The sequence below is a fragment of the Corynebacterium sp. KPL1814 genome (genome assembly GCF_000478175.1).
Lineage (GTDB): Bacteria > Actinomycetota > Actinomycetes > Mycobacteriales > Mycobacteriaceae > Corynebacterium.
The window spans coordinates 289,616-313,022 of record NZ_KI515774.1 but is presented as its reverse complement, the minus strand read 5'-3'; the positions used below and the strand labels follow the sequence as shown (position 1 = coordinate 313,022).

At 59.5% G+C, this 23,407-nt stretch carries 21 protein-coding genes; 11 read left to right on the top strand and 10 right to left on the bottom strand.

All coding sequences use genetic code 11. From position 1 onward, the window contains the following. Nucleotides 1–117 precede the first annotated feature (117 nt). From gcvP to HMPREF1257_RS01430, 6 genes are all read left to right on the top strand, one after another. The gene (gene gcvP / locus HMPREF1257_RS01455) at nt 118–2,961 is read left to right on the top strand and encodes an aminomethyl-transferring glycine dehydrogenase (protein ID WP_023023151.1); all 2,844 of its coding nucleotides are present in this window, start codon (nt 118–120) and stop codon (nt 2,959–2,961) included. A 2-nt stretch (nt 2,962–2,963) separates the two neighbouring features. Beyond that, nucleotides 2,964–4,076 (top strand): glycine cleavage system aminomethyltransferase GcvT, encoded by a 1,113-nt coding sequence (gene gcvT, locus HMPREF1257_RS01450; protein ID WP_023023153.1) that lies wholly within the window; start codon nt 2,964–2,966, stop codon nt 4,074–4,076. 45 nt (nt 4,077–4,121) lie between these two features. Continuing rightward, nucleotides 4,122–4,514 carry a glycine cleavage system protein GcvH gene (gcvH, locus tag HMPREF1257_RS01445; protein ID WP_023023155.1) on the top strand — a complete coding sequence of 131 codons (393 nt, stop codon included), beginning with the start codon at nt 4,122–4,124 and terminating at the stop codon, nt 4,512–4,514. Between the two features lie 118 nt (nt 4,515–4,632). After that, the gene (lipB, locus tag HMPREF1257_RS01440; RefSeq protein WP_023023157.1) at nt 4,633–5,436 is read left to right on the top strand and encodes a lipoyl(octanoyl) transferase LipB; all 804 of its coding nucleotides are present in this window, start codon (nt 4,633–4,635) and stop codon (nt 5,434–5,436) included. 137 nt (nt 5,437–5,573) lie between these two features. Beyond that, nucleotides 5,574–6,638, top strand: coding sequence for a lipoyl synthase (gene lipA, locus HMPREF1257_RS01435; protein ID WP_023023160.1), 1,065 nt, complete (start codon nt 5,574–5,576; stop codon nt 6,636–6,638). An 83-nt stretch (nt 6,639–6,721) separates the two neighbouring features. Continuing rightward, nucleotides 6,722–7,507 (top strand): DUF4191 domain-containing protein, encoded by a 786-nt coding sequence (locus tag HMPREF1257_RS01430; protein ID WP_023023162.1) that lies wholly within the window; start codon nt 6,722–6,724, stop codon nt 7,505–7,507. A 153-nt stretch (nt 7,508–7,660) separates the two neighbouring features. On the opposite strand, the gene HMPREF1257_RS01425 is transcribed toward HMPREF1257_RS01430, so the two are convergent. Next, nucleotides 7,661–8,134 carry an RDD family protein gene (locus HMPREF1257_RS01425; protein WP_023023164.1) on the bottom strand — a complete coding sequence of 158 codons (474 nt, stop codon included), beginning with the start codon at nt 8,132–8,134 and terminating at the stop codon, nt 7,661–7,663. Nucleotides 8,135–8,252: 118 nt separating this feature from the next. On the opposite strand from HMPREF1257_RS01425, the gene glnA reads away from it, so the two are divergent. From glnA to HMPREF1257_RS01410, 3 genes are all read left to right on the top strand, one after another. Beyond that, nucleotides 8,253–9,686: a type I glutamate--ammonia ligase gene (gene glnA, locus HMPREF1257_RS01420; protein ID WP_023023166.1), complete on the top strand. Its 1,434-nt coding sequence runs from the start codon at nt 8,253–8,255 to the stop codon at nt 9,684–9,686. Between the two features lie 234 nt (nt 9,687–9,920). After that, complete coding sequence (locus tag HMPREF1257_RS01415) at nt 9,921–10,865, top strand: hypothetical protein (protein ID WP_023023168.1); 945 nt, start codon at nt 9,921–9,923, stop codon at nt 10,863–10,865. A gap of 30 nt (nt 10,866–10,895) precedes the next feature. After that, nucleotides 10,896–11,270, top strand: coding sequence for a hypothetical protein (locus tag HMPREF1257_RS01410; RefSeq protein ID WP_023023170.1), 375 nt, complete (start codon nt 10,896–10,898; stop codon nt 11,268–11,270). Here HMPREF1257_RS01410 and HMPREF1257_RS01405 read toward each other — a convergent pair. Genes HMPREF1257_RS01405 through thrC form a run of 4 tightly spaced genes read right to left on the bottom strand, consistent with a single transcriptional unit; the run spans nt 11,267 to nt 14,256 of the window. Beyond that, entirely contained in the window at nt 11,267–11,812 is a 546-nt protein-coding gene (locus HMPREF1257_RS01405; protein ID WP_023023172.1) for an NUDIX domain-containing protein, read from the bottom strand. The genes HMPREF1257_RS01410 and HMPREF1257_RS01405 overlap by 4 nt on opposite strands. Before the next feature lie 30 nt (nt 11,813–11,842). Further along, nucleotides 11,843–12,631, bottom strand: coding sequence for a trypsin (locus tag HMPREF1257_RS01400; RefSeq protein ID WP_084529566.1), 789 nt, complete (start codon nt 12,629–12,631; stop codon nt 11,843–11,845). A 28-nt stretch (nt 12,632–12,659) separates the two neighbouring features. Continuing rightward, on the bottom strand, nt 12,660–12,806 hold the full coding sequence (locus tag HMPREF1257_RS12345) for a hypothetical protein (protein ID WP_023023177.1): 147 nt from the start codon (nt 12,804–12,806) through the stop codon (nt 12,660–12,662). 7 nt (nt 12,807–12,813) lie between these two features. Then, nucleotides 12,814–14,256, bottom strand: coding sequence for a threonine synthase (gene thrC / locus HMPREF1257_RS01395; RefSeq protein WP_023023179.1), 1,443 nt, complete (start codon nt 14,254–14,256; stop codon nt 12,814–12,816). A gap of 38 nt (nt 14,257–14,294) precedes the next feature. Here thrC and HMPREF1257_RS01390 point away from each other — a divergent pair, with 38 nt between their 5' ends. After that, entirely contained in the window at nt 14,295–15,602 is a 1,308-nt protein-coding gene (locus tag HMPREF1257_RS01390) for an MFS transporter (protein WP_034659094.1), read from the top strand. Here the strand turns inward: HMPREF1257_RS01390 and HMPREF1257_RS01385 are convergent. The 5 genes from HMPREF1257_RS01385 to HMPREF1257_RS01365 all read right to left on the bottom strand — a co-directional run bounded on the left by HMPREF1257_RS01385 (nt 15,599) and on the right by HMPREF1257_RS01365 (nt 22,123). After that, nucleotides 15,599–16,384, bottom strand: coding sequence for an AAA family ATPase (locus tag HMPREF1257_RS01385; protein WP_023023183.1), 786 nt, complete (start codon nt 16,382–16,384; stop codon nt 15,599–15,601). The genes HMPREF1257_RS01390 and HMPREF1257_RS01385 overlap by 4 nt on opposite strands. Nucleotides 16,385–16,789: 405 nt before the next feature. Beyond that, nucleotides 16,790–17,257 (bottom strand): hypothetical protein, encoded by a 468-nt coding sequence (locus HMPREF1257_RS01380; RefSeq protein ID WP_034659092.1) that lies wholly within the window; start codon nt 17,255–17,257, stop codon nt 16,790–16,792. After that, a complete protein-coding gene (locus tag HMPREF1257_RS01375) occupies nt 17,250–17,621 on the bottom strand; it encodes a hypothetical protein (protein ID WP_023023192.1) in 372 nt (123 codons plus the stop codon). The genes HMPREF1257_RS01380 and HMPREF1257_RS01375 overlap by 8 nt, the downstream gene beginning before the upstream one ends. 97 nt (nt 17,622–17,718) lie before the next feature. After that, entirely contained in the window at nt 17,719–20,778 is a 3,060-nt protein-coding gene (locus tag HMPREF1257_RS01370; RefSeq protein WP_023023194.1) for a bifunctional [glutamine synthetase] adenylyltransferase/[glutamine synthetase]-adenylyl-L-tyrosine phosphorylase, read from the bottom strand. A 7-nt stretch (nt 20,779–20,785) separates the two neighbouring features. Further along, the gene (locus HMPREF1257_RS01365) at nt 20,786–22,123 is read right to left on the bottom strand and encodes a glutamine synthetase family protein (RefSeq protein ID WP_023023196.1); all 1,338 of its coding nucleotides are present in this window, start codon (nt 22,121–22,123) and stop codon (nt 20,786–20,788) included. A gap of 195 nt (nt 22,124–22,318) precedes the next feature. Between HMPREF1257_RS01365 and HMPREF1257_RS01360 the strand changes: the two genes are divergently transcribed. Continuing rightward, entirely contained in the window at nt 22,319–23,359 is a 1,041-nt protein-coding gene (locus tag HMPREF1257_RS01360) for a DUF2786 domain-containing protein (protein ID WP_023023198.1), read from the top strand. The last annotated feature ends 48 nt before the right edge of the window (nt 23,360–23,407 follow it).

Genomic DNA, 23,407 nt, shown 5'->3' with positions numbered 1-23,407 from the left:
TATTTTCATCGGAGAGTTACTGCATAAAAGTTTCTCAAGGGCGCTGTTTTTACCGGTTATTAAACATATACTTAGGGGCGGTTAAGACCATTGCACCCGATGAAGGAGACCTCACAGATGGATTTCATCTCCCGCCACCTAGGGCCGGATTCTTCCGAGCAGGCCGCCATGCTCGGCACGGTGGGCTACGACAGCGTGCAGGCGCTTGTCGATGCCGCCATCCCGCCCAAGATCCGCGCTACGGAACTTCCCCACCTGCCAGAAGCACTTTCTGAAGACGGGGCACAGGCCGCTTTGCGGGAGTTCGCCAATCAAAACACTGTGCTGAAGCCCTTCTATGGCCAGGGCTATTCGGACACCCTGACCCCCGCCGTCATCCGCCGCGGCCTACTTGAGGATGCCGGCTGGTATACCGCGTACACCCCCTACCAGCCTGAAATTTCCCAGGGCCGCTTGGAAGCCTTGCTCAACTTTCAGACCATGATCGAGTCTCTGACAGGTCTGCCCATCGCGAACGCTTCCTTGTTGGATGAGGCTTCCGCTACCGCAGAGGCGGTCGGTTTGATGTCTCGCGCGGTGAAGAAGGGCCGCCGCGTCGTGCTGGACTCCCGCCTCCACCCACAGGTGCTCACCGTTGCCGCTGAACGCGCCCGCGCGATTGACCTCGAGGTAGAGATCGTCGACCTGCGCGAGGGCTTGGTGGGCGAAGACCTCATCGGTGCCGTCATCGCTTACACCGGCACCGAAGGCGAGATTTTCGATCCTTCTGCTGTGATTGAAGAGCTGCACACCCGCGGCGCGCTGGCCTCCGTAGTCACTGACCCGCTGTCCCTGCTGCTCCTAGAAGGCCCCGGAAACTTGGGCGCCGATATCGTTTTGGGCTCGTCCCAGCGCTTTGGTGTACCCCTCTTCTTCGGTGGCCCGCACGCTGCCTACATGGCGGTAACGGATAAGCTCAAGCGCCAGATGCCGGGCCGCATCGTCGGTGTCTCCAAGGATGCAGATGGCCGCCCGGCCTACCGCTTGGCGCTACAAACCCGCGAGCAGCACATCCGCCGCGAGCGCGCGACCTCCAATATTTGTACTGCCCAGGCACTTTTGGCCAATGTGGCCTCGATGTATGCCGTCTACCATGGGCCGAAGGGACTCAAGGACATCGCCGAGCGCGTGCACAGCTTGTCCTCCTCCTTCGCCCAGTCCATCGTGGATGCTGGTTTGGAGATTACATCGCAGCACTTCTTCGATACCGTCACCGTCTGCGGTGTTGACGCCCAGAAGATCAAGGCCGATCTGCAGGATGCGGGCTACTTGGTGCGCGCAATCGGAACCGACAAGGTATCCGTATCCTTCGGTGAATCCGCTACGCAGCGCGATGTCGCACACTTGGCAGAGGCCTTCGGCGCCACCCCGGCTGAAGCAAACTTTGACCTGCCGGAGAACCTGCAGCGTGCCGAGGAACCGCTAGAGCACGAGATTTTCCACTCCATCCATTCTGAGACCCAGATGCTGCGCTACCTGCGCAAGCTCGCGGACAAGGACTTGGCGCTGGACCGCTCCATGATTCCGCTGGGCTCGTGCACCATGAAGCTCAACCCCACCGCGGCCATGGAGCCCATCTCCTGGCCAGAATTCGCGGGCATCCACCCGTATGCCCCAGAAGAAACCACGGCGGGCTGGCGCGCGTTGGTGGAAGAGATCGAAGGCTGGCTCGCCGAGCTTACCGGCTATGCCAAGGTCTCCATCCAGCCGAATGCCGGCTCCCAGGGCGAGTTGGCGGGTCTACTGGCCATTCGCCGCTACCACGTGGCCAATGGCGATAATGAGCGCGATGTCGTGCTCATCCCGGCCTCCGCGCACGGCACCAACGCCGCTTCTGCCACCCTGGCTAACCTGCGCGTCGCCGTGGTCAAGACCGCCGAGGACGGCTCCATTGACGTCGCGGACTTGGAAGAAAAGATCGAAAAGCACGGCAACCACATCGCCGGCATCATGGTTACCTACCCCTCCACCCACGGCGTCTTCGACCCCGAGGTGCGCGATGTGTGCGATAAGGTGCACGCGGTCGGCGGCCAAGTCTACATCGATGGCGCCAACATGAACGCGCTGACCGGCTGGGCACGCCCAGGCGATTTCGGCGGCGACGTCTCCCACCTCAACCTGCACAAGACCTTCACCATTCCGCACGGTGGCGGCGGCCCGGGCGTTGGCCCGGTGGCTGTGGCAGAACACCTCATCCCTTTCCTACCCAGCGATGCCGCATCCCCTGAGCTTGATGCCACCGCGGAAACCCCTGTTGGCCAGGGCGTTCCCATTACCGGCAGCAAGTACGGCTCCGCCGGCGTCCTGCCCATTTCCTGGGCTTACCTGGCCATGACCGGTGCCGAGGGCCTCGCCGCCGCATCCGGCCACGCAGTATTGGGCGCTAACTACCTGGCGGCCTCGCTCAACGAATACTTCCCCGTCCTCTACACCGGCAACGAGGGCTTGGTGGCACACGAGTGCATCATCGATTTGCGCGAGCTTACCGATGCCTCCGGGGTCACCGCCGCCGATGTGGCCAAGCGCCTCATTGACTTCGGCTTCCACGCCCCCACCCTGGCCTTCCCTGTGGCCGGCACCTTGATGATTGAGCCCACCGAGTCTGAGGACAAGGGCGAGCTGGATCGCTTCATCGAAGCCATGCGCACCATCCGCGCCGAAATCCAGGAGATCATCGACGGTGAGGTGGCCTACGAGGACTCCGTTATCCACCACGCACCGTTTACGGCTGAGTCGGTGGCTACCGATAACTGGGAGTACTCCTTCGGCCGCGACAAGGCCGCGTGGCCGGTCAAATCCCTATTGCATAGCTACAAGTATTTCCCACCGGTTCGCCGCCTCGATGAGGCCTACGGCGACCGCAACCTGGTGTGCAGCTGCCCGCCGCCAGAAGCATTCGAGATCGACGATTCCGAGGAGTAACAATGACCGAACTTCTAACCTCCCCGCTCAATGCCAAGCACGAGGAACTCGGCGCTACCTTCACGGCCTTTGGGCCGTGGAATATGCCGCTGAAGTACAACAGCGAGCTGGAAGAACACCGCGCCGTTCGCAACAGCGCAGGCCTGTTTGATCTCTCCCACATGGGTGAAATCTGGGTCAATGGACCCGACGCCGGCAAGTTCTTGTCCTACTCCTTCATCTCTAACCTAGATTCGCTGAAGGTGGGCAAGGCCAAGTACTCCATGATCACCGCTGAAGACGGCGGCATCATCGATGACCTGATTTCCTATCGCTTCGAGGATGACAAGTTCCTCGTCGTGCCCAACGCCGGCAATGCCGATACCGTCTGGGATGAGCTCAATAAGCGCTCCGAGGGCTTCGACGTAGAGCTCAAGAACGAGTCCCGCGACGTTGCCATGATCGCCGTGCAGGGCCCCAAGGCCGCCGAAATCCTCGTCCCGCTGGTAGAGGACAATAAGCAAGAAGCCGTCTACGAACTGGGCTACTACGCCGCCACGATGGGCAAGGTGGCACGCACCTTCGCCATCATCGCACGCACCGGTTATACCGGCGAGGATGGCTTCGAGCTCATCGTCTACAACTCCGATGCCCCGCAGTTGTGGGAAGAATTGCTCAAGGCGGGCGCGGAATATGACATCAAGCCGTGCGGCCTAGCCGCGCGCGATTCCCTGCGCTTGGAGGCTGGCATGCCGCTCTACGGCAACGAGCTCTCCCGCGATATCACCCCGGTAGAGGCGGGCATGTCGCGCGCCTTTGCCAAGAAAGAAGCTGACTTCGTGGGCGCAGACGTCATCCGCAAGCGTGCCGAGGAAGGCCCACAGGTCGTTATCTCCGGGCTCACCTCGGATCAGCGCCGCGCGGCGCGTGCCGGCGCCGAGGTCTACCTCAATGACACCAAGGTCGGCACCGTCACCTCGGGTCAGCCCTCCCCCACGCTTGGCCACCCAGTGGCCATTGCGCTGCTTGATACCAGCGCGGAGCTCGAACCGGGCACCGCGGTGGAGGTAGAAATCCGCGGCAAACGTTATCCTTTTGAGGTAACCGCGTTGCCGTTCTACAAGCGCGACAAGTAAGCCACCCACACACCCTAAAATCTCAGCCCGAAAGGACTACATACCATGTCTAACCTGCCCCAAGACTTTTCCTACTCCGAAGACCACGAATGGATTAACGCCGCCAAGGACGCCGTAGAAGGCAAGACCGTTCGCATCGGCATCACCTCCGTTGCCGCAGACCGCCTGGGCGAGGTCGTCTTTGCAGAACTGCCAGAGGTAGGCGATACCGTCACCGCCGGTGATTCTTGTGGCGAGGTCGAATCCACCAAGTCCGTATCCGACCTGTTTTCCCCGGTCACCGGCACCGTGAAGGCCGTCAACGATGCCGTACACGATGACTACGCCGTCATCAACAACGACCCCTTCGGCGAAGGCTGGCTCATCGAAGTCGAGGTGGATGAAGCAGGCGAGCTCATGGAGGCAGAGGAATACGCCTCCGCGAACGGCCTCGACTAAAGGCGTCTAATTCGAGACCCCCTCGAGCATAAAATTGGCGGGAGGATGCTATGGCATTCTCCCGCTTTACTTTTCCTCGCTTTGCTTTTCCCTACCAAAGAAGACGACACTAGAGATTATGACTGCACCACGCGATCCTTTCTTTCCCGCTGAACGCTCCATTCGCGCCTCGGACAACCCCCTTGAAATACGCCATTTGGGCCGCATGGATTACCAAGAGGCGTGGGATTATCAGGCGGAAGTGGCGGCTGCGCGCGCGCAGGGCACGCAGGACGATGTGGTCTTAGTAGTCGAACACCCCAATATCTACACCGCGGGCAAGCGCACGCAGCCTGAGGACATGCCGGATAACGATCTGCCGGTCATCACCGTGGACCGCGGTGGGCGCATTACCTGGCACGGCGAAGGGCAGTTGGTGCTCTACCCCATCATCAAGCTGGCAGAGCCTGTCGATGTCGTCGATTATGTCCGCCGCCTCGAGGAGGCCACCATCCAGGCCGTACGGGAGTTGGGCGTGACGACCGCAGGTCGCATCGACGGCCGCTCCGGGGTGTGGGTGCCTTCTACCACCCAGGCAAAAGATCCTTCAGCCTCGCAGCGCGATCGCAAGATCGCCGCGCTGGGAATCCGCATCACCCGCGGGGTTACCATGCACGGCTTGGCACTCAACTGCAGCAATACGCTGGAGTATTACGATCACATCGTGGCCTGTGGCATCGATGATGCAGATATCACCACGCTCTCGCTGGAACTCGGCCGCGAGGTCACGATGGAAGAGGCCGCACAGCCACTCTTGCAGGCGCTTGATGATGCCCTCTCGGGCCGCCTCATCGTTGCCGATCACAGTTTCGGTTCCGCACCCGATCCCACAAAGCTTGCGAATGAGAAGGCGCGAAAGCGGCGTCGGCAAGCGCAGGCTTAAGCCCCCATGGCCCTAGTTTGGGGCTAGCGTGGAATAGTTGTGCGCCCGCGCGCCTTATACCAAGAAGAGCTATTAGCCATCACCATCTTTGATCGATAAAGTGAGTATTTGTGACTGTAAAGCCTGAAGGACGCAAGATGCTCCGCATTGAGAAGAAAAATGCGGAGTCGCCCATCGAACAAAAGCCGCGGTGGATCCGCAACCAGGTTCGCACCGGACCGGGCTACGAGGACATGAAATCCCGCGTGGCCGGCGCTTCCCTGCACACCGTCTGCCAAGAAGCCGGGTGTCCGAATATCCACGAATGCTGGGAATCCCGCGAGGCAACCTTCCTCATCGGCGGCGATAAGTGCACGCGCCGTTGCGACTTCTGCGATATCGCTACCGGCAAGCCGGAGCCGCTCGACCGCGACGAGCCGCGCCGCGTGGCCGAAAACATCCAGGAAATGGACCTCAACTACACCACCATTACCGGTGTGACCCGCGATGACCTCCCGGATGAGGGCGCATGGCTGTATGCGGAGATCGTGCGCAAGATCCACGAGCTCAACCCGCACACCGGCGTAGAGAACCTCACCCCAGATTTCTCTGGCAAGCCGGACCTGCTCGAAGAGGTCTTCGAGGCGCAGCCCGAGGTCTTCGCCCACAACCTGGAGACCGTGCCGCGCATCTTCAAGCGCATCCGCCCGGCCTTCCGCTACGAGCGCTCCCTCGATGTTATCCGCCAGGCCCACGACTACGGCCTTATTACCAAGTCCAACCTGATTTTGGGCATGGGCGAGACCGAGGACGAGGTCGAGGAAGCATTGCGCGACCTGCGCGAGGCTGGCTGCGACATCATCACCATCACCCAGTACCTGCGCCCCGGCCCGCGCTTCCACCCCATCGAGCGCTGGGTGCGCCCGGAGGAATTCGTGGCTCACTCCAAGCTGGCTAAGGAACTGGGCTTCGGCGGCGTCATGTCCGGCCCGCTGGTTCGCTCTTCCTACCGCGCCGGCCGCCTGTACGTGCAGGCCATGGAAAAGCGCGGCCTGGAGCTGCCGGAGAACCTCAAGCACCTTAAGGAGACCTCCCAGGGCGCTACCGCTCAAGAGGCATCCACCTTGCTGGATAAGTACGGTCCTTCGGAAGAAACCCCGGTAACCACCCGCATGGCCAAGACTCCGGCCAATGCTAATTCGGTCGCGGCAACCGTGCGCTAAAATCCCGGAATATTCTTACTCGGCCCTCGCCATCTGCGGGGGCCGTTTAACATTTTTGTCACCTGACCCTTAAAGTAGGAACTATGGCGAAAGATGACAAAGCAGCCATGAAAGCTGCCAAGAAGCAAGAACGCGCGGCCAAGCGCCAAAAGCGTAAGCAAACCTGGTCACAGTTGTGGCAGGCCTTCAATTTGCAACGCAAGCAGGATAAGGCGCTCATCCCTATCATGCTGGCCGCCTTCCTCGGCGTCGGCCTTTTGTTCTTCCTCATTGGTACGCTCTTTAACGGTCAATGGTTCATGCTGATTATCGGCCTGGGCTTGGGCGCGCTTTTGGCGATGTTCCTTTTTACCCGCCGCCTAGAACGCGATATGTACAAGCGCGTCGAAGACCAACCCGGCGCCGCCGGTTGGGCCTTGGAGCAGCAGCTGCGCAATACCGTCGGCATCGTATGGTCCGTAAAATCTGGCATCGCCGCTACCCGCCAGCAGGACCTTATCCACAGGGTCATCGGTAATGCGGGCGTCATCTTCGTGTGCGAGGGCAATAAGAACCGCCTTCGCCCCTCCCTTAACCAGCTAAAGAAACGCGTGGACAAGATTGCCGGCGGCGTGCCGGTCTATGAGGTCTACGTCGGCACCGGCGAGGACGAGGTGCCGGTTTCCAAGCTGCGCAACCACCTCATGAAGCTGCCGCGCAACTACAATAAGAACGCTACCTACGAAAATATCCGCCGCATTGAGGCCATGGACTCCATGCCGGGAACAATGCCCGGCATGCCTAAGGGCCCAATGCCGCAACAGGCGCAGAACATGTCCGGTATGAACCGCCGCATGCGCCGCGCGCAACAGCGCAAAGGCAAGGGCTAAATACTGCTTTAGCCACTCACCCCGGCTAGGCTTTCGGCTCTCGCCTTGCTCTTAAGCAGAAACAGTCCCTGCAACCACCCGATTGGGAAAGGTTGCAGGGACTGTCGTGGTTTTCGTAATTTTACGGTGCGCGGGACTTATCCCCGCGCGCCGCTAAGAGTTAATAACGATGGTGCCAGTTGCGCGGTCGTGCATGCCGCGGCCGTCCGCGTCCACCATGGCGGCGGGAAAGATGACGCCGGTAAGCAACGTGCGCACTGCCGCGCGCCACAGGCCCACCTGCGCGCCAGGCACATCTAGGCGGGCCACGCCCATGCCGAGGATGAGCATGCCCGGGGTGCGTGCGAATAGCCAGCCGCACACGATGCCCATTAACGCCCAGAGCGCGTAGCCTAAAAAGGATACGCCTCCGAGCTGCGTGGTGAACATGTGGATGAGATTGGCCAGCAGCATGCAAATGATCCAGTCAATGGCTACGGCGCCTGCGCGGCGGCCTACCGACGCCATGGACCCAGGCCCAGATTCCGGCAAGCCCAAGTTTTCACCTGGCCACCGGCCGGGGGTTCCTGCATCGTCATATTCGCCCGGAATATTGGGCCCATCGAGCCACGTGCGCTTGTCTGCCATGCTCACCAATTTAGTTGCCCCTCACCCAGAAGTGAAACGAGGCCAATGGCCATGCCGGGTGGATAAAACTAGTAGGCTATAGGCAGATAATTCATCGGCCAACAAACAGGAGGCAATCTTGTCTTTCGAGACAGTGCAGGACATCGTCCAATTTATTCAGGATGAGGACGTAAAGTTCGTGGATGTCCGCTTTACGGACGTCCCCGGCACCGAGCACCACTTTTCCATCCCTGCCAGCGAATTTACTGAAGAAGATGCCGAAAATGGCTTGGCCTTTGATGGTTCTTCGATTCGTGGTTTTACCACCATCGAAGAATCCGATATGACGCTGCTGCCGGATCCGGCCACCGCGCATATCGATCCCTTCCGTTCGGCGAAGACCCTGAATATCAAGTTCTTCGTCCACGATCCCTTTACCTTTGAGCCTTTTACCCGTGACTCGCGCAATATTGCCCGCAAGGCCGAGGAATACTTGCAGTCCACGGGCATCGCCGATACCTGTAACTTCGGCGCCGAGGCCGAGTTCTACCTCTTCGATTCCGTGCGCTATGGCACCGATATGCAGCACGGTTTCTATGAGGTGGACTCCAATGAAGGCTGGTGGAACCGCGATAACGAGACCAACCTGGACGGCACTCCCAATACCGGATACAAGACCCGCGTGAAGGGTGGCTACTTCCCCACCCCGCCGTACGATAAGCACAGCGAGGTCCGCGATGACATCGTGGCCAACCTGCAAGAGGTCGGCTTCCAGATCGAGCGCTTCCACCACGAGGTGGGCGCGGCTCAAAACGAGATCAACTACCGCTTCAACTCCTTGCTGCACGCCGGCGATGACATTCAGACCTTCAAGTACGTGGTCAAGCGCACCGCCCAGGAGTGGGGCAAGGCCGCGACCTTCATGCCTAAGCCGCTGGCTGGCGATAATGGTTCCGGCATGCACGCCCACATGTCCCTGTGGAAGGACGGCGAGCCACTCTTCCACGATGAGGCTGGCTACGCAGGGCTTTCCGATATCGCCCGCTACTTCATCGGCGGTATCCTGCACCACGCCGGCGCCGTGCTCGCCTTTACCAACCCAACGCTGAATTCCTACCACCGCTTGGTTCCTGGCTTCGAGGCGCCGATCAACCTGGTGTACTCCCAGCGCAACCGTTCGGCCGCGATCCGCATCCCGATTACTGGTTCCAACCCGAAGGCTAAGCGCATCGAGTTCCGCGCACCGGACCCATCCAGCAACCCATACCTGGCCTTTGCCGCCATGATGATGGCCGGTGTGGATGGCGTGAAGAACCGCATCGAGCCGCACGCCCCAGTGGATAAGGACCTCTATGAGCTGCCGCCAGCAGAGGCCGAGTCCATCCCGCAGGCACCAACCTCCCTGGAGGCTTCCCTGGAGGCGCTGAAGGAAGACATGGACTTCCTGACCGAGGGTGATGTCTTTACCGAGGACCTCCTCGAGACCTACATCAACTACAAGTACGAAAACGAGATCAACCCAGCGCGCCTGCGTCCCACCCCGCAGGAGTTCGAGCTCTACTTCGACTGCTAAGGCGTCGCTGCTAGTTCTTAGCTAGCTTCAGTTACGAGGCAGCCACCTAACCAATGCTTAGGTGGCTGCTTTCTTTTTGCTTGCATTGGCACAGGTAAGTGTGCCCGAGAGTTTCGTCATACCCGCCGCCCACTTTGACGGTGGCCGCTCCCCAGCGCGCACATGAGGGTTTTCACCGGGCAAAAAGCGGCTCAGTCCAAGTAAGAAGCTCTGGATGAAACTAGAGTCTAGGTAGTGACTGATAAATTCCGCCACCTTCCCCCGCCTGGTCCGGCTTGGGCCGGCAGCCTTATGGGTACCTCCATCGTCTCGCGCATGTTGGTTGAAGAAGAAATGTTCATTGCCGCTGGAGTATTTGCTGCATTTGCGTGCGCCATTTTCGTCGTTTTGACCGCTGGTTACGCCCGCTACCGCAGTCCTCGTTTTGAGCGGACCACCATGGCGGAGTGGTCCATGTTTTTCATCGGCGTCCTCGCGCTTGGGGCGGCATTATCAGGGTTGACGGGCATTGGAATATTCCGCCTCGTCGGCTTTTGGGTGGGTGGCCCCGTCACCGTCATTACGTGGGGTATTCAGCTCACCCGCTTCGATGGAGAGCCGCGCTTTACCTGGGGTCTTCCTTTGGTGGGGCCGATGATTTCGGCATCGGTGGCTGGATGGCTTGCCCTCGATTACGGGCAGATCTACCACATCATGGGCACCGTGCTCTTCGCTATGTCCTTGCTGACGGCAGTCCCGGTATTTGTCTACGTCTACTGGGCAGCCTGGCACGGCAAAGTGGATTTTAGTGGTGGAAAATCCGCCACCGCGTGGGTGCCATTAGGCGTGGTAGGGCAATCTACTACCGCAATGCAGGTCCTCTACCCAGGCAGTATCTCCGTGTACTACGGGCTTATAGCCCTAGCTATTGCCATCCCGCTATCGCTTTATGCAATGGTGACTTTTTATCCGCGAGCTGCCCGCTGGGTCCCCTACTCTCCCGCGTGGTGGGCGTGCACCTTCCCGCCTGGCACCGTGAGCATGGGCGGGCATCAAACGGCATTGGTCAATGGATCGCAATGGCTTGACGTTATCGCGCTGAGCATTCCCTTGCTCCTTGTTGCGCACTGGTGCCTGTGTTCGGCGCGGTTCTTAGGCTGGCTCTGGGAAGGCCGCACGCGCAAAGAATTGATTCACTAGGAGATGTCTTCCCTCATCTATCATCGGGCCATGAGCTCTTCTCCTATTACCTTCATCGCCTGGGATGCTGCGCACCTCGCTGGAGTGCGGGAGGTGCTCGCCGGCTTGCGTCGCGACGGAGTCTACTTATGCCGAGCAGGCCTAACGCTTGAAACTTCTTGGCTTGGCGATGGCGCCCGGGATTTCTACGGCACCGCCTGGGAATGGGGACCAGAAGATAGCGAGTTATTTTTTGAGCTGGCGCGACGCGGCAAGCTGCTGCTGACTATCGATGCCACGGTCATATGCTGCGGGTCCGATGAAGACGTGGCGGAGGCTCGGGAGTGTATCGCCCAAGAGTTGGTCGTGGCGAATAGCGCGGAGGAGCTACAACTTCTGCTCATCGGCACGCAGGAGACGCGCTAGAGCCCGGGCTGCTCGCTGCGCTTCATCCAACCCATGCGGGGAGAAAAGCCTTGCGGGTGCTTAAGATGCGCCACGGCATCCGCGATCATCAGGCGATGGCGGCGCGACAAGCTATCTGGAAGGTGGGCCACCGAAAACCACTGTGCTTCGGTATTTTCTTCATCGCTGATGACGGGCTCGGCGTCGTCGGCGACAGACAGGCGCAGCGCGGTGCCCATGAACATGCATTCATCGCCATTGGGATAGGTTACCGGGCCCGACTGGCCAACGCCCAGGAGCGCTTCCACCTTGGCATCGAGGCCTACTTCTTCTTTGACCTCGCGCAAGGCGGTGATCGTAATCTCCTCACCCGGCTCACAGATGCCTTCCACCGGGGTCCACACCGCGTTATCGGCGCGCTTGACCAGAAGCACGGATGGCACCTCCCACAAGGCAGCACCGGTAGGTACATCGCGGAGAATGATGGCGCTGCACGCGGGGACGAAGATCTGATCGTGGCCGATGGATTCGCGCAGCTTCACAATATAATCAGGCGTTGGCATACCACCTAGCGTAGCCAATCTTGCCTGACCCTACGCCACGGGGCCGAGGACCTTCAGCGCCAGTTCTTGGATATCCGGCGCGGTGGTAAAGGCCACGTCAATGTTTTGTTCCGTGTCTTCGCAGCTATGTCCTTCGTCCAGGGGCTCGGTGATTCCAGAAACCAAGCCGACGATAGTCTGCCGTCCATCCACATCGCCATAGACGGGCCCGCCGGAATCCCCGACGGCGCTGCACATCTCTGCCAAGGCGGCGTTGGAATCGTGTTCTAGGCCCTGGTAGTTGAGCTGCGTGGAATCCACCGCGTTTTTCACGTTCCCACAGGTCACAATGGTGGAACTGCCTAGCTTGCACACCGCATCCGGCAGCTTGTCCAGCTGCGTGGCCACGGTGGTGGCCACCTCTTCTGGGGTGAAGTACTGCGCATCGCGGTAAAGCTCGATGAAGGCAACGTCTAAATGATTGGTCTCCTCTGCAAAGAAGTCCGAATAGATCACCTCGCCTACTGGATCTGCTGGGTAGGCGAAGTCGCCCTCTTGGGTTCCGGCCCAGACCTTATCGCCAGGTTTGCCGCAATGGGAGACTGTCACGGCGATGGTGCGGCCATCGGCAAGCGCGAAAGACCACGCCGCGGTGCAGGACTGGAAGTTAAAGTACTCGCCCGGCTGCGGGTCGCTCGTGGTTAAATTCAGCGCGGCACCTGGGGGCACCGGCACCACCGCGGGCTCATAAAATTCATTCGGTGCTGGCGGTGGCGTGTCGGTGGATTGCGCAACCACCCCATCCTGCTGCTGGGGGGCATCGGTGCTACACGATGCCACCGTAAAGAGCCCTGCTGCTGCCAGCAGACTACTGGCTATCCGTACCCGCGTCACCTGCAGAGTCCTTGTCTTGTTCTTCCTTATCCGCCTCTGCTTGTGCTTTTAAGTCGCGGATAAATTTTTCCAGATCGAACTCGGTATAGTGCTCCGGTCCGGCGAAGTTTTCTAATGCCATGTGGTAGCTACACCTCCGTGTTCTTGATGCTTGAGGTAATAAAGTCCTTCACCGCTGCGGCATCGTTGGGCAGATCCGCCACGTGGCGCTCCGCGTTCAGGATGTCAGCAAAACGCTCCGGTGGCTGCGGTGCGCTCCCGATGGCCTCGGTGATGGTTTCGCTGAATTTTACCGGCAGTGCGGTCTCTAAGCAGACGATGGGAGTCGTCACGCCCTCTTTTTGGGCCGCACGCGCCACCTTGATGCCGTCGGCCGTGTGTGGATCCGCTAGGTAGCCATAGCGCTCGTGCACGTCCTTGATGGTGGCTAGGCGGTCATCGTGGGTGGAGGATCCGGACAAGAAACCGTAATCCTCGCGCGCGGCCGTAATAAGGTCTTCTTCAAGGTTGAACCCGCCTTCTTTGACCTTGATGCCAAAGAGATCCGCGACGCGGGCGGCATCGCGCCCTAGAAGATCGAAGGCGAAGCGCTCGAAGTTGGAGGCGCGGGAAATATCCATTGACGGCGATGAGGTGGCCATGGTTTCCGCAGCTGGGCGCGGGCGGTAGTTGCCGGTGCGGAAGAACTCATCCAATACATCATTCTCATTCGTCGCCACAATGAGGCGATCGATGGGAAGGCCCATGCTGCGCGCGATATGCCCGGCGCAAATATCGCCGAAGTTACCGGTTGGAACGCTAAAGGATACCTTTTGCTCGTTACTATCGGTGACCTTGATCCAGCAGCAAATATAGTAAACCACCTGGGCCAACAGTCGAGCCCAGTTAATGGAGTTGACCGCACCGATGCGGTAGTTGGCCTTAAACTCTGCATCGCTGGAGACGGCCTTTACCACGTCCTGGCAATCATCAAAGACACCATCGAGGGCGATATTGAAAATATTCGGATCATCCAAGCCGAACATTTGCGCCTGCTGGAAGGCGGTCATGCGCCCGGCCGGGGTCAGCATAAAAACGCGGATGCCGTCGCGACCGCGCATGGCGTATTCGGCAGAAGAGCCAGTATCGCCAGAGGTAGCGCCCAAAATGTTCAGCGTCTCCCCGCGGCGGGCAAGCTCATATTCAAAAAGCTCGCCCAAAAGCTGCATGGCCATATCTTTAAATGCAGCGGTGGGCCCCTCGGATAGGTGGCCGATAAAGAGGTCATCACCAAGCTCCGTGACCGGGGCGATCTCTGGGGAGGCAAACTTCGGGCTGGTATATGCCCGGGCGGCGATTTTATCCAGATCTTCTTCTGGAATATCATCGATGAACAGCTTGAGGACCTCGGCCGCAAGGGCGGCATAGCCGTCGGTTTTCACCACATCGCGCCACGCATCCAACGTGGCGGAATCCAGTTGCGGGTAGGTTTCAGGCAGGTATAGGCCACCATCGGGCGCGAGCCCTCCTAAGAGGATATCCGTAAAGGATGCGGGCTGGCCGGTGGTATCACGGGTCGAAATATACTTCACAAGATGAATCCTAGTAGTTAACGCGTAAGGTATCAGCCATGTCGCAGCCAAATCCGAGAGAAGTTATCACAACCCAGGCGTTAATGATTTGGGTGGCGGCCATGGCGGTCTACCTTGTAGCCATTACCGGGCGGTCTTCCTTCGGCGTTGCCGGCCTCGATGCCATCGAGCGCTTTGACGTCGATGCCGGGCGCATCGCGGTATTTACCTCCGTGCAATTGGGTGTTTATGCCATCGCGCAGATCCCAACCGGCATGCTCATCGATAAATTTGGCCCCCGCATCCTACTCGTGGTAGGTGCGGTCATTATGGGCGTCGGCCAGGTCATGCTCGGTTTTACCAGCAATTACGGGGTAGCCATCATCGCGCGCGTGCTCATCGGCGCCGGTGATGCCACAGGCTTCCTGTCGGTGATGCGCATTCTGCCCTACTGGTTCCCGCTGCATCGCACGCCAATGTTTACCCAGGTGACCTCCTCCATTGGCCAGATGGGTCAATTCATTTCCGCCGTCCCGTTCCTCTGGTTACTAGGAACAGCCGGATGGACCGCGGCATTCGTGACCTTGGGTGCAGTGGGCATCCTCGTCGCCATTGCCGCCGCAGTCGCGGTCGCTGACTCCCCAGAAAAGCTCGGGGTTATTCCGCTGGAGAAGGAACCACCAAACTCCCAGGGCAGCAGCATCGGTGCGCGCTTGAAGGCGGTCTTTACCTCGCCTATTGCCTGGCAGGCATACTTTATCCACTACAGCGGCATGTTGCCGCTGATTGTCTTTGTCATGCTGTGGGGCATGCCCATGATGACCCAAGGCATGGAGTTGTCCAAGGGCAAGGCCAGCCTCGTACTGACCCTCTTGGCCGTGTTTTTGGTTCTGGTCGGACCCTTGCACGGCCGGATTTCCTCCCGCGCGCAGAATATCCGCCCCTGGGTCGCGCTCGGGTTCGTAAGCCTGCACGTACTGACCTGGGTACTATTCTTCGCCTTCGGCACCGGCGGGGGTCTGGCGGCGATCACCGCGGTCTCCTTTATCCTCGCGCTGTGCACGCCGACGTCGAATTATGGCTTCGACATCATCCGCGAGAACATGGACCGCTCTGTCGTCGCTACCGCTACCGGCCTGGGCAATATGGGCGGGTTTACCTCCGGCATGTTGGGCGCGCAGTTATTTGGCATGGTCTTGGACCACTCTGCCGATGCCCCCAATTACTCCATGCCCGATTTCACCTCCGCTTCACTTGCCGTCCTAGCCGTATGGCTGTGCGGCATGGCTGGTGTCGTCATCACCCACATCCTGCGCCGACGCGGCGGCTACGCGGGTCCATCAGTGAGGATCGTGGAGGTAACCTAACGCTGCTTATTCGGTCCTTCGGCCTCATCGACAGCCGCTATCTCCGTGGCTTCCGTCTCTTCTTCCGCTTCTTCTGCCTTTGGGTCCAAGATAAAGTTGATGGTTCCCTCTGGATCCGCGAGGAACTCCTTGGTCGCTGCCACGGCTTCGGCCTCATCAAAGGAAATGCGCTGGAAGCCGGTGTCATTTAATTCCACGATATCGGCATTGGGGCAGCCCAGCAGGATCGGTGAATGCGTGGCGATAAATAACTGTGCACCGCGGTCAACGGCTTGGGCGATTTCAGCGATCAGCGCCAGTTGCCGGACAACGGATAAGCCCGATTCTGGTTCGTCAAAGATATATACCCCCGCGCCATCGACGCGCTCATAGAGCACATCGAAAACGGACTCGCCGTGCGAGCGGGCCTGCACGTCCACCTGGGAGGGCAGGATGGAACGCCCGCCGGATTCCTCGGGGGATTGCTCGCGCGAAAGGAGGTATTCATGGGTTTCCGCGCGCAAAAAATAGGCCCGCTGAATGAGTCCCGTGCCCTCGCAGACCACCGGGCTTAACGGCAAGATTGCTTCCGGATCCCCCATCCGGCCGCCCTTGGGAGAACACCCAAGATCCGTTGCCATGGCGGCCAGCAGGCTGGATTTTCCTATGCCGTTATCACCGACGAAAATCGTCACCGGGCGGGTAAAGGAAAAGCGCCTTAAATCTGCCAGGTAATCAAAGACAGGCAGGCTACGGCGATAATCCCGCGGCATGGATTTCAGGCGAACGGCATCAACCAACATGCCTGGCACTTTAGCAGCTGCGGCGGTGCGCGGATGGGGTATTCACGTCATCGCCGCGCTATTGCAGTTGCTAGATCGAATGCGGACTTGAGGTGCAGGAGTAATGGGTCCCCGGTTGCTGCTTGGGCTATGGTCTCTGCTGGAACCGCGTTTACCGCAAAGGCAATACCTAATCCCCCGCTAATAGGAAAGACTATGGCTGCGGCCACCGCCGCGGTTGTGGATAACTTATTCTTGATTGTCATCGTCTCCTCCAGTCCCTCGGTAACGCTCAGCTTGCTTCGTTACCGTTTCGTTATGGGATAACTCTAGGGAGACGAGCTGTTAAAGCCATGCCGTCAGTCTGCCGGTTTCCTGAAACTTCGCGGGGACCATTCGCAGGCAATCCGGGGCCACGGCACTGGTCTAATTCGCCGGGGCGCTTTCAGCCACGATGCCATCGCTGGCTGGGATGACAATCCCCTTTTCAAAGGCACCGATGATGGCCTTTTCATCGTCTTCATCCAGCTCACCAGAGGCCACGGCGCTCTTTAACTCGCGCTCTAGATACTGCCGGACATCAGACTTTCCGGATTTATTCTGGGTAATATCGCGCGGCACCGATTCCAACGGAATACCCAACGCCTTCGCCAGCGACATCACGCGATTGGCCTCTGAAGACGCATCGCCTCCCACTGCACCATTAACCTGGGCGGGCGCTTCTTCCTGCACCACGCCCCCGGCTACGGCATCGCCCACGGTCATCGTCCCTTTAGGCGGGTGATGGCGGTTGGTTGCCCACGTGCCAACGACGACGGCGATTATGGCCGCCACGGCGATACAGCCCCAGAGGTAGATAAGCTTTCTGCGGTGGGCCCCCGGTGATTTAGCCATGGTAATCCGAACTTCCCCCGAAGAATCCGTATCCATTACCGCGCGAGGAATTGCCAGTGCCGCGTTCATTCAAGATATCGATAAGCGAGCGGATCGTGGCCTCCCCAATGCGGTCGCCGCGCCCGCGGGAGCGGGAGTCCGCACTGCCCTCGCGTTCGAAGTCGTCTGCGCGCTGCGGCGCACCGACGTTCTGCCCGGCGCGGGACGCGCCCGTCTGCGGGGCCGAGACCGCGATGGTCAAGGTGGTGCCATCTAATTCTAGGACGTCATCATCACGGACCCCAGCCGCGCGAGCGGCAGAAAGCAACGCGGCCAATTCTCCAACCGTAGCGGAGTCCACATCGAGCTGCAGCTGAAATGACATAACCAAAGATCCTTTCTCTAACTTGTTCCTACTTTAGAGTCCGATACTTTAAAAGTTAAGGGAATTAGCGCTGCATAGACCAAGTTATGCGGCAACTTTAAGAATGCTCGAAGGATTCCTCCTCTCCCCAAAAGACTTCATCGACCACCTTGCGCGCGTGCCGGGTCAATTTCAGGTACGTATCCAGGAAATCCTGGTTATTCTCCGGCGTCCAGCCGGCCGCGCCGGCTACCTGGGCCAATTGTGGGCCAGGCCCAGGCAATTGGTCCACGCGCTTGCCGCGCACCAGCACCAACGCGTTGCGGGCGTCCGTTGCCATCAACCACGCATCTCGCAGGTCACTGGTTTGATCGGCGCTTAAGATGCCGCTTTGTTCCAGCGCCTCCAGCACCGGCAAGGTCCCTGGTTGCCGCAGCTCGGGATGCTCATGCCCGTGCATCATAATAAGCAGCTGCACCGTCCATTCAATATCGGTCAGCGCCCCGCGCCCCAGCTTCGTGTGGGTGGTGCGGTCGGCCCCACGCGGCAGGCGCTCATTATCCACCCGAGCCTTCATGCGCCGGATGGCGCGAATGGTGGACTGGCTCGCGCCGCTATCCGGGTAGCGGTATTCATCGATCATCTCCATAAAGCGCTGGCCCACTTCCTCGTCCCCGGCGATGAAGGCCGCACGCAGCAGCGCCTGCATTTCCCAAGCCTCGCCCCACTCGCGGTAATAGCGCTTGTAGGAGGCAATGCTGCGCACCACCGCGCCAGATCGTCCCTCTGGGCGCAAGCCCAAGTCAACGTCCAAGGGAGGATCCCCAGAAGGCTTGGCAAGGCGACGGCGCAGCTTATCGACGATCCCGATAGCCCACCGCATAGCCTCGCCTTCATCGTCTGCAGCTTCAGGCTCTGCCACAAAAAGGACATCTGCATCGGAGCCGAACCCAAGCTCACGGCCACCGAGCCGGCCCATGCCAATAACTGCAATGCGCGCCGGCGGTTCCGCATCCTCGTGGTCCATCCGCCAGGCCCGCACCTCAGCGCGCAGGGCGGCTTCCAAGACTGCGTTCCAGATGGTCGACAGTTCTTGGCACACCTGCTCAACGGGGATTATCCCTAGAAGATCACCGCTGGCGATGCGCGCCAGCTCCACCCTGCGTAGCGAGCGCGCGACCGCCACCGCCTTATCCGGGTGCGCATGGCGCTTGCTGGAATTAACCAGAGCCTTGGACACCTGCTCAGGCTTGGTTTCGAGCAACTTGGGGCCGGTCGCGCCATCGGAAAGCTGCTTTACCGAATCCGGGGCGCTGATAATAAGGTCCGCGGTAAATGGCGAGGTCCCTAGGATATGCATCAGGCGCTGGCCGACGATCCCCTCATCCCGCAAAATCCGCAGGAACCATGACTTATCGCGGGCCGCCTCTGATAGCTTGCGGTAATTGAGCAACCCCATATCCGGATCCGCGGTGTCTGCCAGCCATTCCATCAAGGTGGGCAGCAAGATGGCTTGAATGCGTGCCTTGCGGGACGTACCGGAGGCTAGCGAGGTCAGGTGCTCAAAGGCGCGCACCGGCGAGCTATACCCCAATGCCGCAAGCTGCAGCTTTGCCGCCTCCGGCGAAAGCTTTAGCTCATCGGCGGACATGGTCACCACGGAATTGAGCAACGGGCGATAAAACAGGCGCGAGTGCAACTCAGAAATGCGCATCCTAATGCGCCGCAAATGCGCTAACATGCCCTGCACCGCAGACTTTGTGCCCTGCGGCGAGAATCCCGAAATCACCGCGAGCCAGTTCATGCCCGCTTCATCATCATTTGCCGGCAGCGTGTGTGTGCGGCGGAAGCGCTCCAATTGCAGGCGGTGTTCTAAAAGGCGCAAAAATTCATAAGCCTCAATGAGCTGCGTGCCATCTTCGCGGCCCACGTAGCCTGCGGAGATAAGCGCGTCGAGGGCATCCACTGTCGAAAGCGCGCGCAGAGATTCATCGGAGCGCCCGTGCACCAATTGCAGCAATTGCACCGCAAATTCGATATCGCGCAGCCCGCCGACGCCCAGCTTGAGCTCTCGGTGTTTGAGCTCATCCGGCACATTATCCAATACGCGCCGGCGCATGGCTTGGACGTCTTCCACGAAGGAATCGCGCTGCGAAGCCGTCCAGACCATCGGCCGGATTTGTTCCAGGTAATCCTGCCCCAACGGCAGGTAGCCGGTCATCGCCCGCGCCTTGAGCAGCGCCTGGAATTCCCAGGTCTCTGCCCACCGGCGGTAGTAGGTCACGTGCGAATCCAGCGTGCGCACCAGCGCCCCAGACTTACCCTCCGGCCGCAGGTTCGCATCGACATCAAAAAATGTCGTCGACCCAATCCGGTTAAACTCCGCGGCGAGCCGGGTGGCCTTGGGCGTTGCCTCGCTGCCGACGAAGATAACGTCCACATCGGAAATGTAATTGAGCTCGCCGGCACCGCACTTGCCCATCGCCATGACGGCAAGCTGCGCATCGAGCGGATCATCGCCGTAAATCTTGCGCACCGCAACGGCAAGGGATGCGGTAAGGGCGGCATCGGCAAGCGCAGTCGTCAGCGTGGTGACCTGCCGAAAGCTTACCGCCGGCTGCGGGCGGGATTGCCCCTTGCGGGAGTGGAAGGTACCCGCCACATCGTGCGCGGCAAGCCGCATCATCAGCGTGCGGTACTGGGTACGCATCTCCTTTTTGTGCTCACCTTCGCTCGCGCGGTACGTGCCCGGTGCGCTGAGATCCTCCCTCGCTGGATCAGGAGCATCGAGCTCTGCGGCAAACGTTGCCGGCTGCGCCCCCACCGTTTCAAGCAGGCTGGTGAGCATCTCCTCTGGCTCCGGCAGGGGCTTTTTCAGCTCTTCCCACAACTCTGGGTGGGCAGCGAGGTGATCCCCAAACGCCGTCGACGCACCCAAGAGCGCGAGAAGGCGCACCCGCACTTGCTCATTGCTGCGGATTTCCGCATCGAGCTCCGGGGCTTGCTCGTAAATGCGCACGAGGTTATTAAGCGCCAAATCTGGATCACCGACCGCAGCCAGCGTCCATAGAAGGTCAACGGACTCCGGGTTATTCCATCCCAGTTGTTCTAAGTCTTGTGCGGCATGGGACCGGCTAAGGCCCAGCGACGCCGGCGAAGGCACCGTGGCAGGACGCATTATTCTCCTAGAAATTCAGGTTGTTGCGCAGCTCGACTGTAGTAATTTGGCGCTGGTAATCGCGCCATTCTTCCCACTTGGCGCGCAAGAAGAACTCGAAGACGTGCTCGCCCAAGACCTCCGCCATAAATTCGGACTTTTCGAACTCGCGCAGTGCCTGGTCCATGCTGGAGGGAAGATCCTTATACCCCATGGCGCGGCGTTCCCGGTGGGTGAGCTGGTGGACATCGTCTTCCGCGGGATCGTCTAATTCGTAGCCTTCTCGGATGCCGCGCAGCCCGGCTGCGAGGATGACCGCATAGCCCAAGTATGGGTTCATGGAAGCATCGATGGAACGGATTTCCACCCGGCGCGATTCCTCCTTGGTCAAGCGGTACGTCGGCACGCGCACTAGGGCGGAACGGTTCTGCACTCCCCACGTGGCCGAACCCGGCGCCTCATTGCCAAACATCAGCCTCTTATAGGAGTTGGGCCACTGGTTGATAATGGGGCTCATCTCCGTAGAGTGCTCCAAAATTCCGGCGATGAACTGCTTGGCGGTGTGTGAGAGCGAAAATTCATCGTCCGGATCGTGGAAGGCATTGGACTGGCCTTCAAAAAGGCTAAAGTGTGTGTGCATTCCGGAGCCCGGGAGATCCTCAAAGGGCTTGGGCATAAACGTAGCACGCACATTTGAATCCGTGGCTACCTGCTTAATAACCCGCCGGAAGGTCATAATATTATCCGCCATGGTCAACACATCGGCATGGCGGAGATCGATTTCCTGCTGGCCCGGCGCGGTTTCGTGGTGGCTAAATTCGGTGGCGATGCCGAGCGATTCCAACGCCAACATGGCGCGGCGGCGAAAGAGCGGCGCAGTATCGTGAGTCGCTTGATCGAAATACCCGCCATTATCGGTGGGGACAAGATCTGTTAGCTCCCGGCTGTGTTCCAGCAGGTAGAACTCAATTTCCGGCGAGACCATGCAGGTAAATCCATCATTAGCCGCCTCGGTGACCTGGCGGCGCAGGATATGGCGCGGATCCACCACGGAAGGCTGGCCATCCGGCTGCGCAATATCGCAGAACATGCGCGCCGTTTGCAGGTCCGGCTCATTGTCATCAAACGGCAGGATTTGAAAGGTGGAGGGATCCGGCAGCGCAATGGTGTCCGATTCAGAGATGCGGGAAAATCCCTCTACCGACGAGCCATCAAAGCCAATCCCCTCCTCAAAGGCGGATTCGAGTTCGGAGGGGCTCATCACTACGGATTTGAGGGCGCCCATGATATCCGTAAACCACAAGCGGATAAAGCGGATATCGCGTTCCTCAACGGTGCGTAAGACGAATTCGTGTTGGCTATTCATGCCCTAAACCTTACCGGCTCACCGCTAAGCAGTGTGCAGTTCATTAGTCAATTTCCACATGGTCAGATTCGCAGGTCGCCAGAGTATTCAGGGGGTAGCTAGCGGGGGCTATAGGAGCAGGTACGGCTGCGCGCACGTGCTTTGCTAGTGGGGCAAGCGAACACCTGTACAAGCTATCTAAAGGAAGAAATTACAATGACCTCCCACGTTGATGAACTTTCTGCCAGCGTTATCGATGCCGTAGTGACCGCCGCCCAATACGGGTGGTCCCCGGACGATTTACGCCACGTCCTAGGCTCTTATTCCTATCCCCTCATCTACCGCGCTAGCCCGCACGTACCTGCCCGCATCACCTCACCCGCGCTGCGCAAAGCGTGGTTGCAATTAGAAGCCCCACAAGAAAATTTCATTCCCCGCGATAAAATGCGCGCCATCATGAAAGAACTGGTGCATCTTCCGCGTTTGCGCGATACCGAACTTCTAGCAGGCGGCGAGCTGAGCCAGACCGACGGCCCTAGCGACAAGCAGGATAAAATACGCCACAAGGTCTTGGGACTATTGCGGAAGGCAGAATCCACCTCTTTTGCAGAAGAGGCAGAGATACTCATTTCCAAGGCGCAGTCGCTGCAGCAAAAATACCGCATCGAAGACCTCCTAACCGGTGACCAGCCCCGCCTCATTTCCCACCGCGTGCATGTTCACCCACCATATATCAAGCACCAGGTCACCTTGTTAGGCACTATCGCCAGTGCCAATGGCTGCACCACTCTCCTCATCCACGAAAAGGGCCTTGCCTGCATCATTGGCGCGCCCGAAGATACCGCCCACTGCGCCGATCTTTTCTCCTCCCTGAACCGCCAATGCGATTGGTATATGCGCAACAGTGAGGGTGCCGAGTTTGCGCGGGCAACGCAGACCACCGCAGCCTATCGTCGTAGCTTCCGGCTTTCCTATGCCGCCCGAATTGGGGAACTGCTGCAGCTAGCCAATGAAGACGGCATCGAAGAAAAACTCGATGAGTCTCCCTATTGCAGCCACCACGCAGAGCTCATCGCCACTCAGACACTGCCTGCGCTCCAAGCGCGCACCGATCATGCCGAGGAAACCCGAAACCGCTTATTTCCCAACCTAACTACATCCTCGCTATCCATGAACAGCTTGCATGGCATCACTGACGGCATCACGGCCGCGGATAGGTCTCACTTAGGCAGACCCGCTACTGGCATCGATTCTTAATACCGGCGGCCCTTGCTCCGTGGCCTCCTCTGTCTGCTTTTAGCCCCA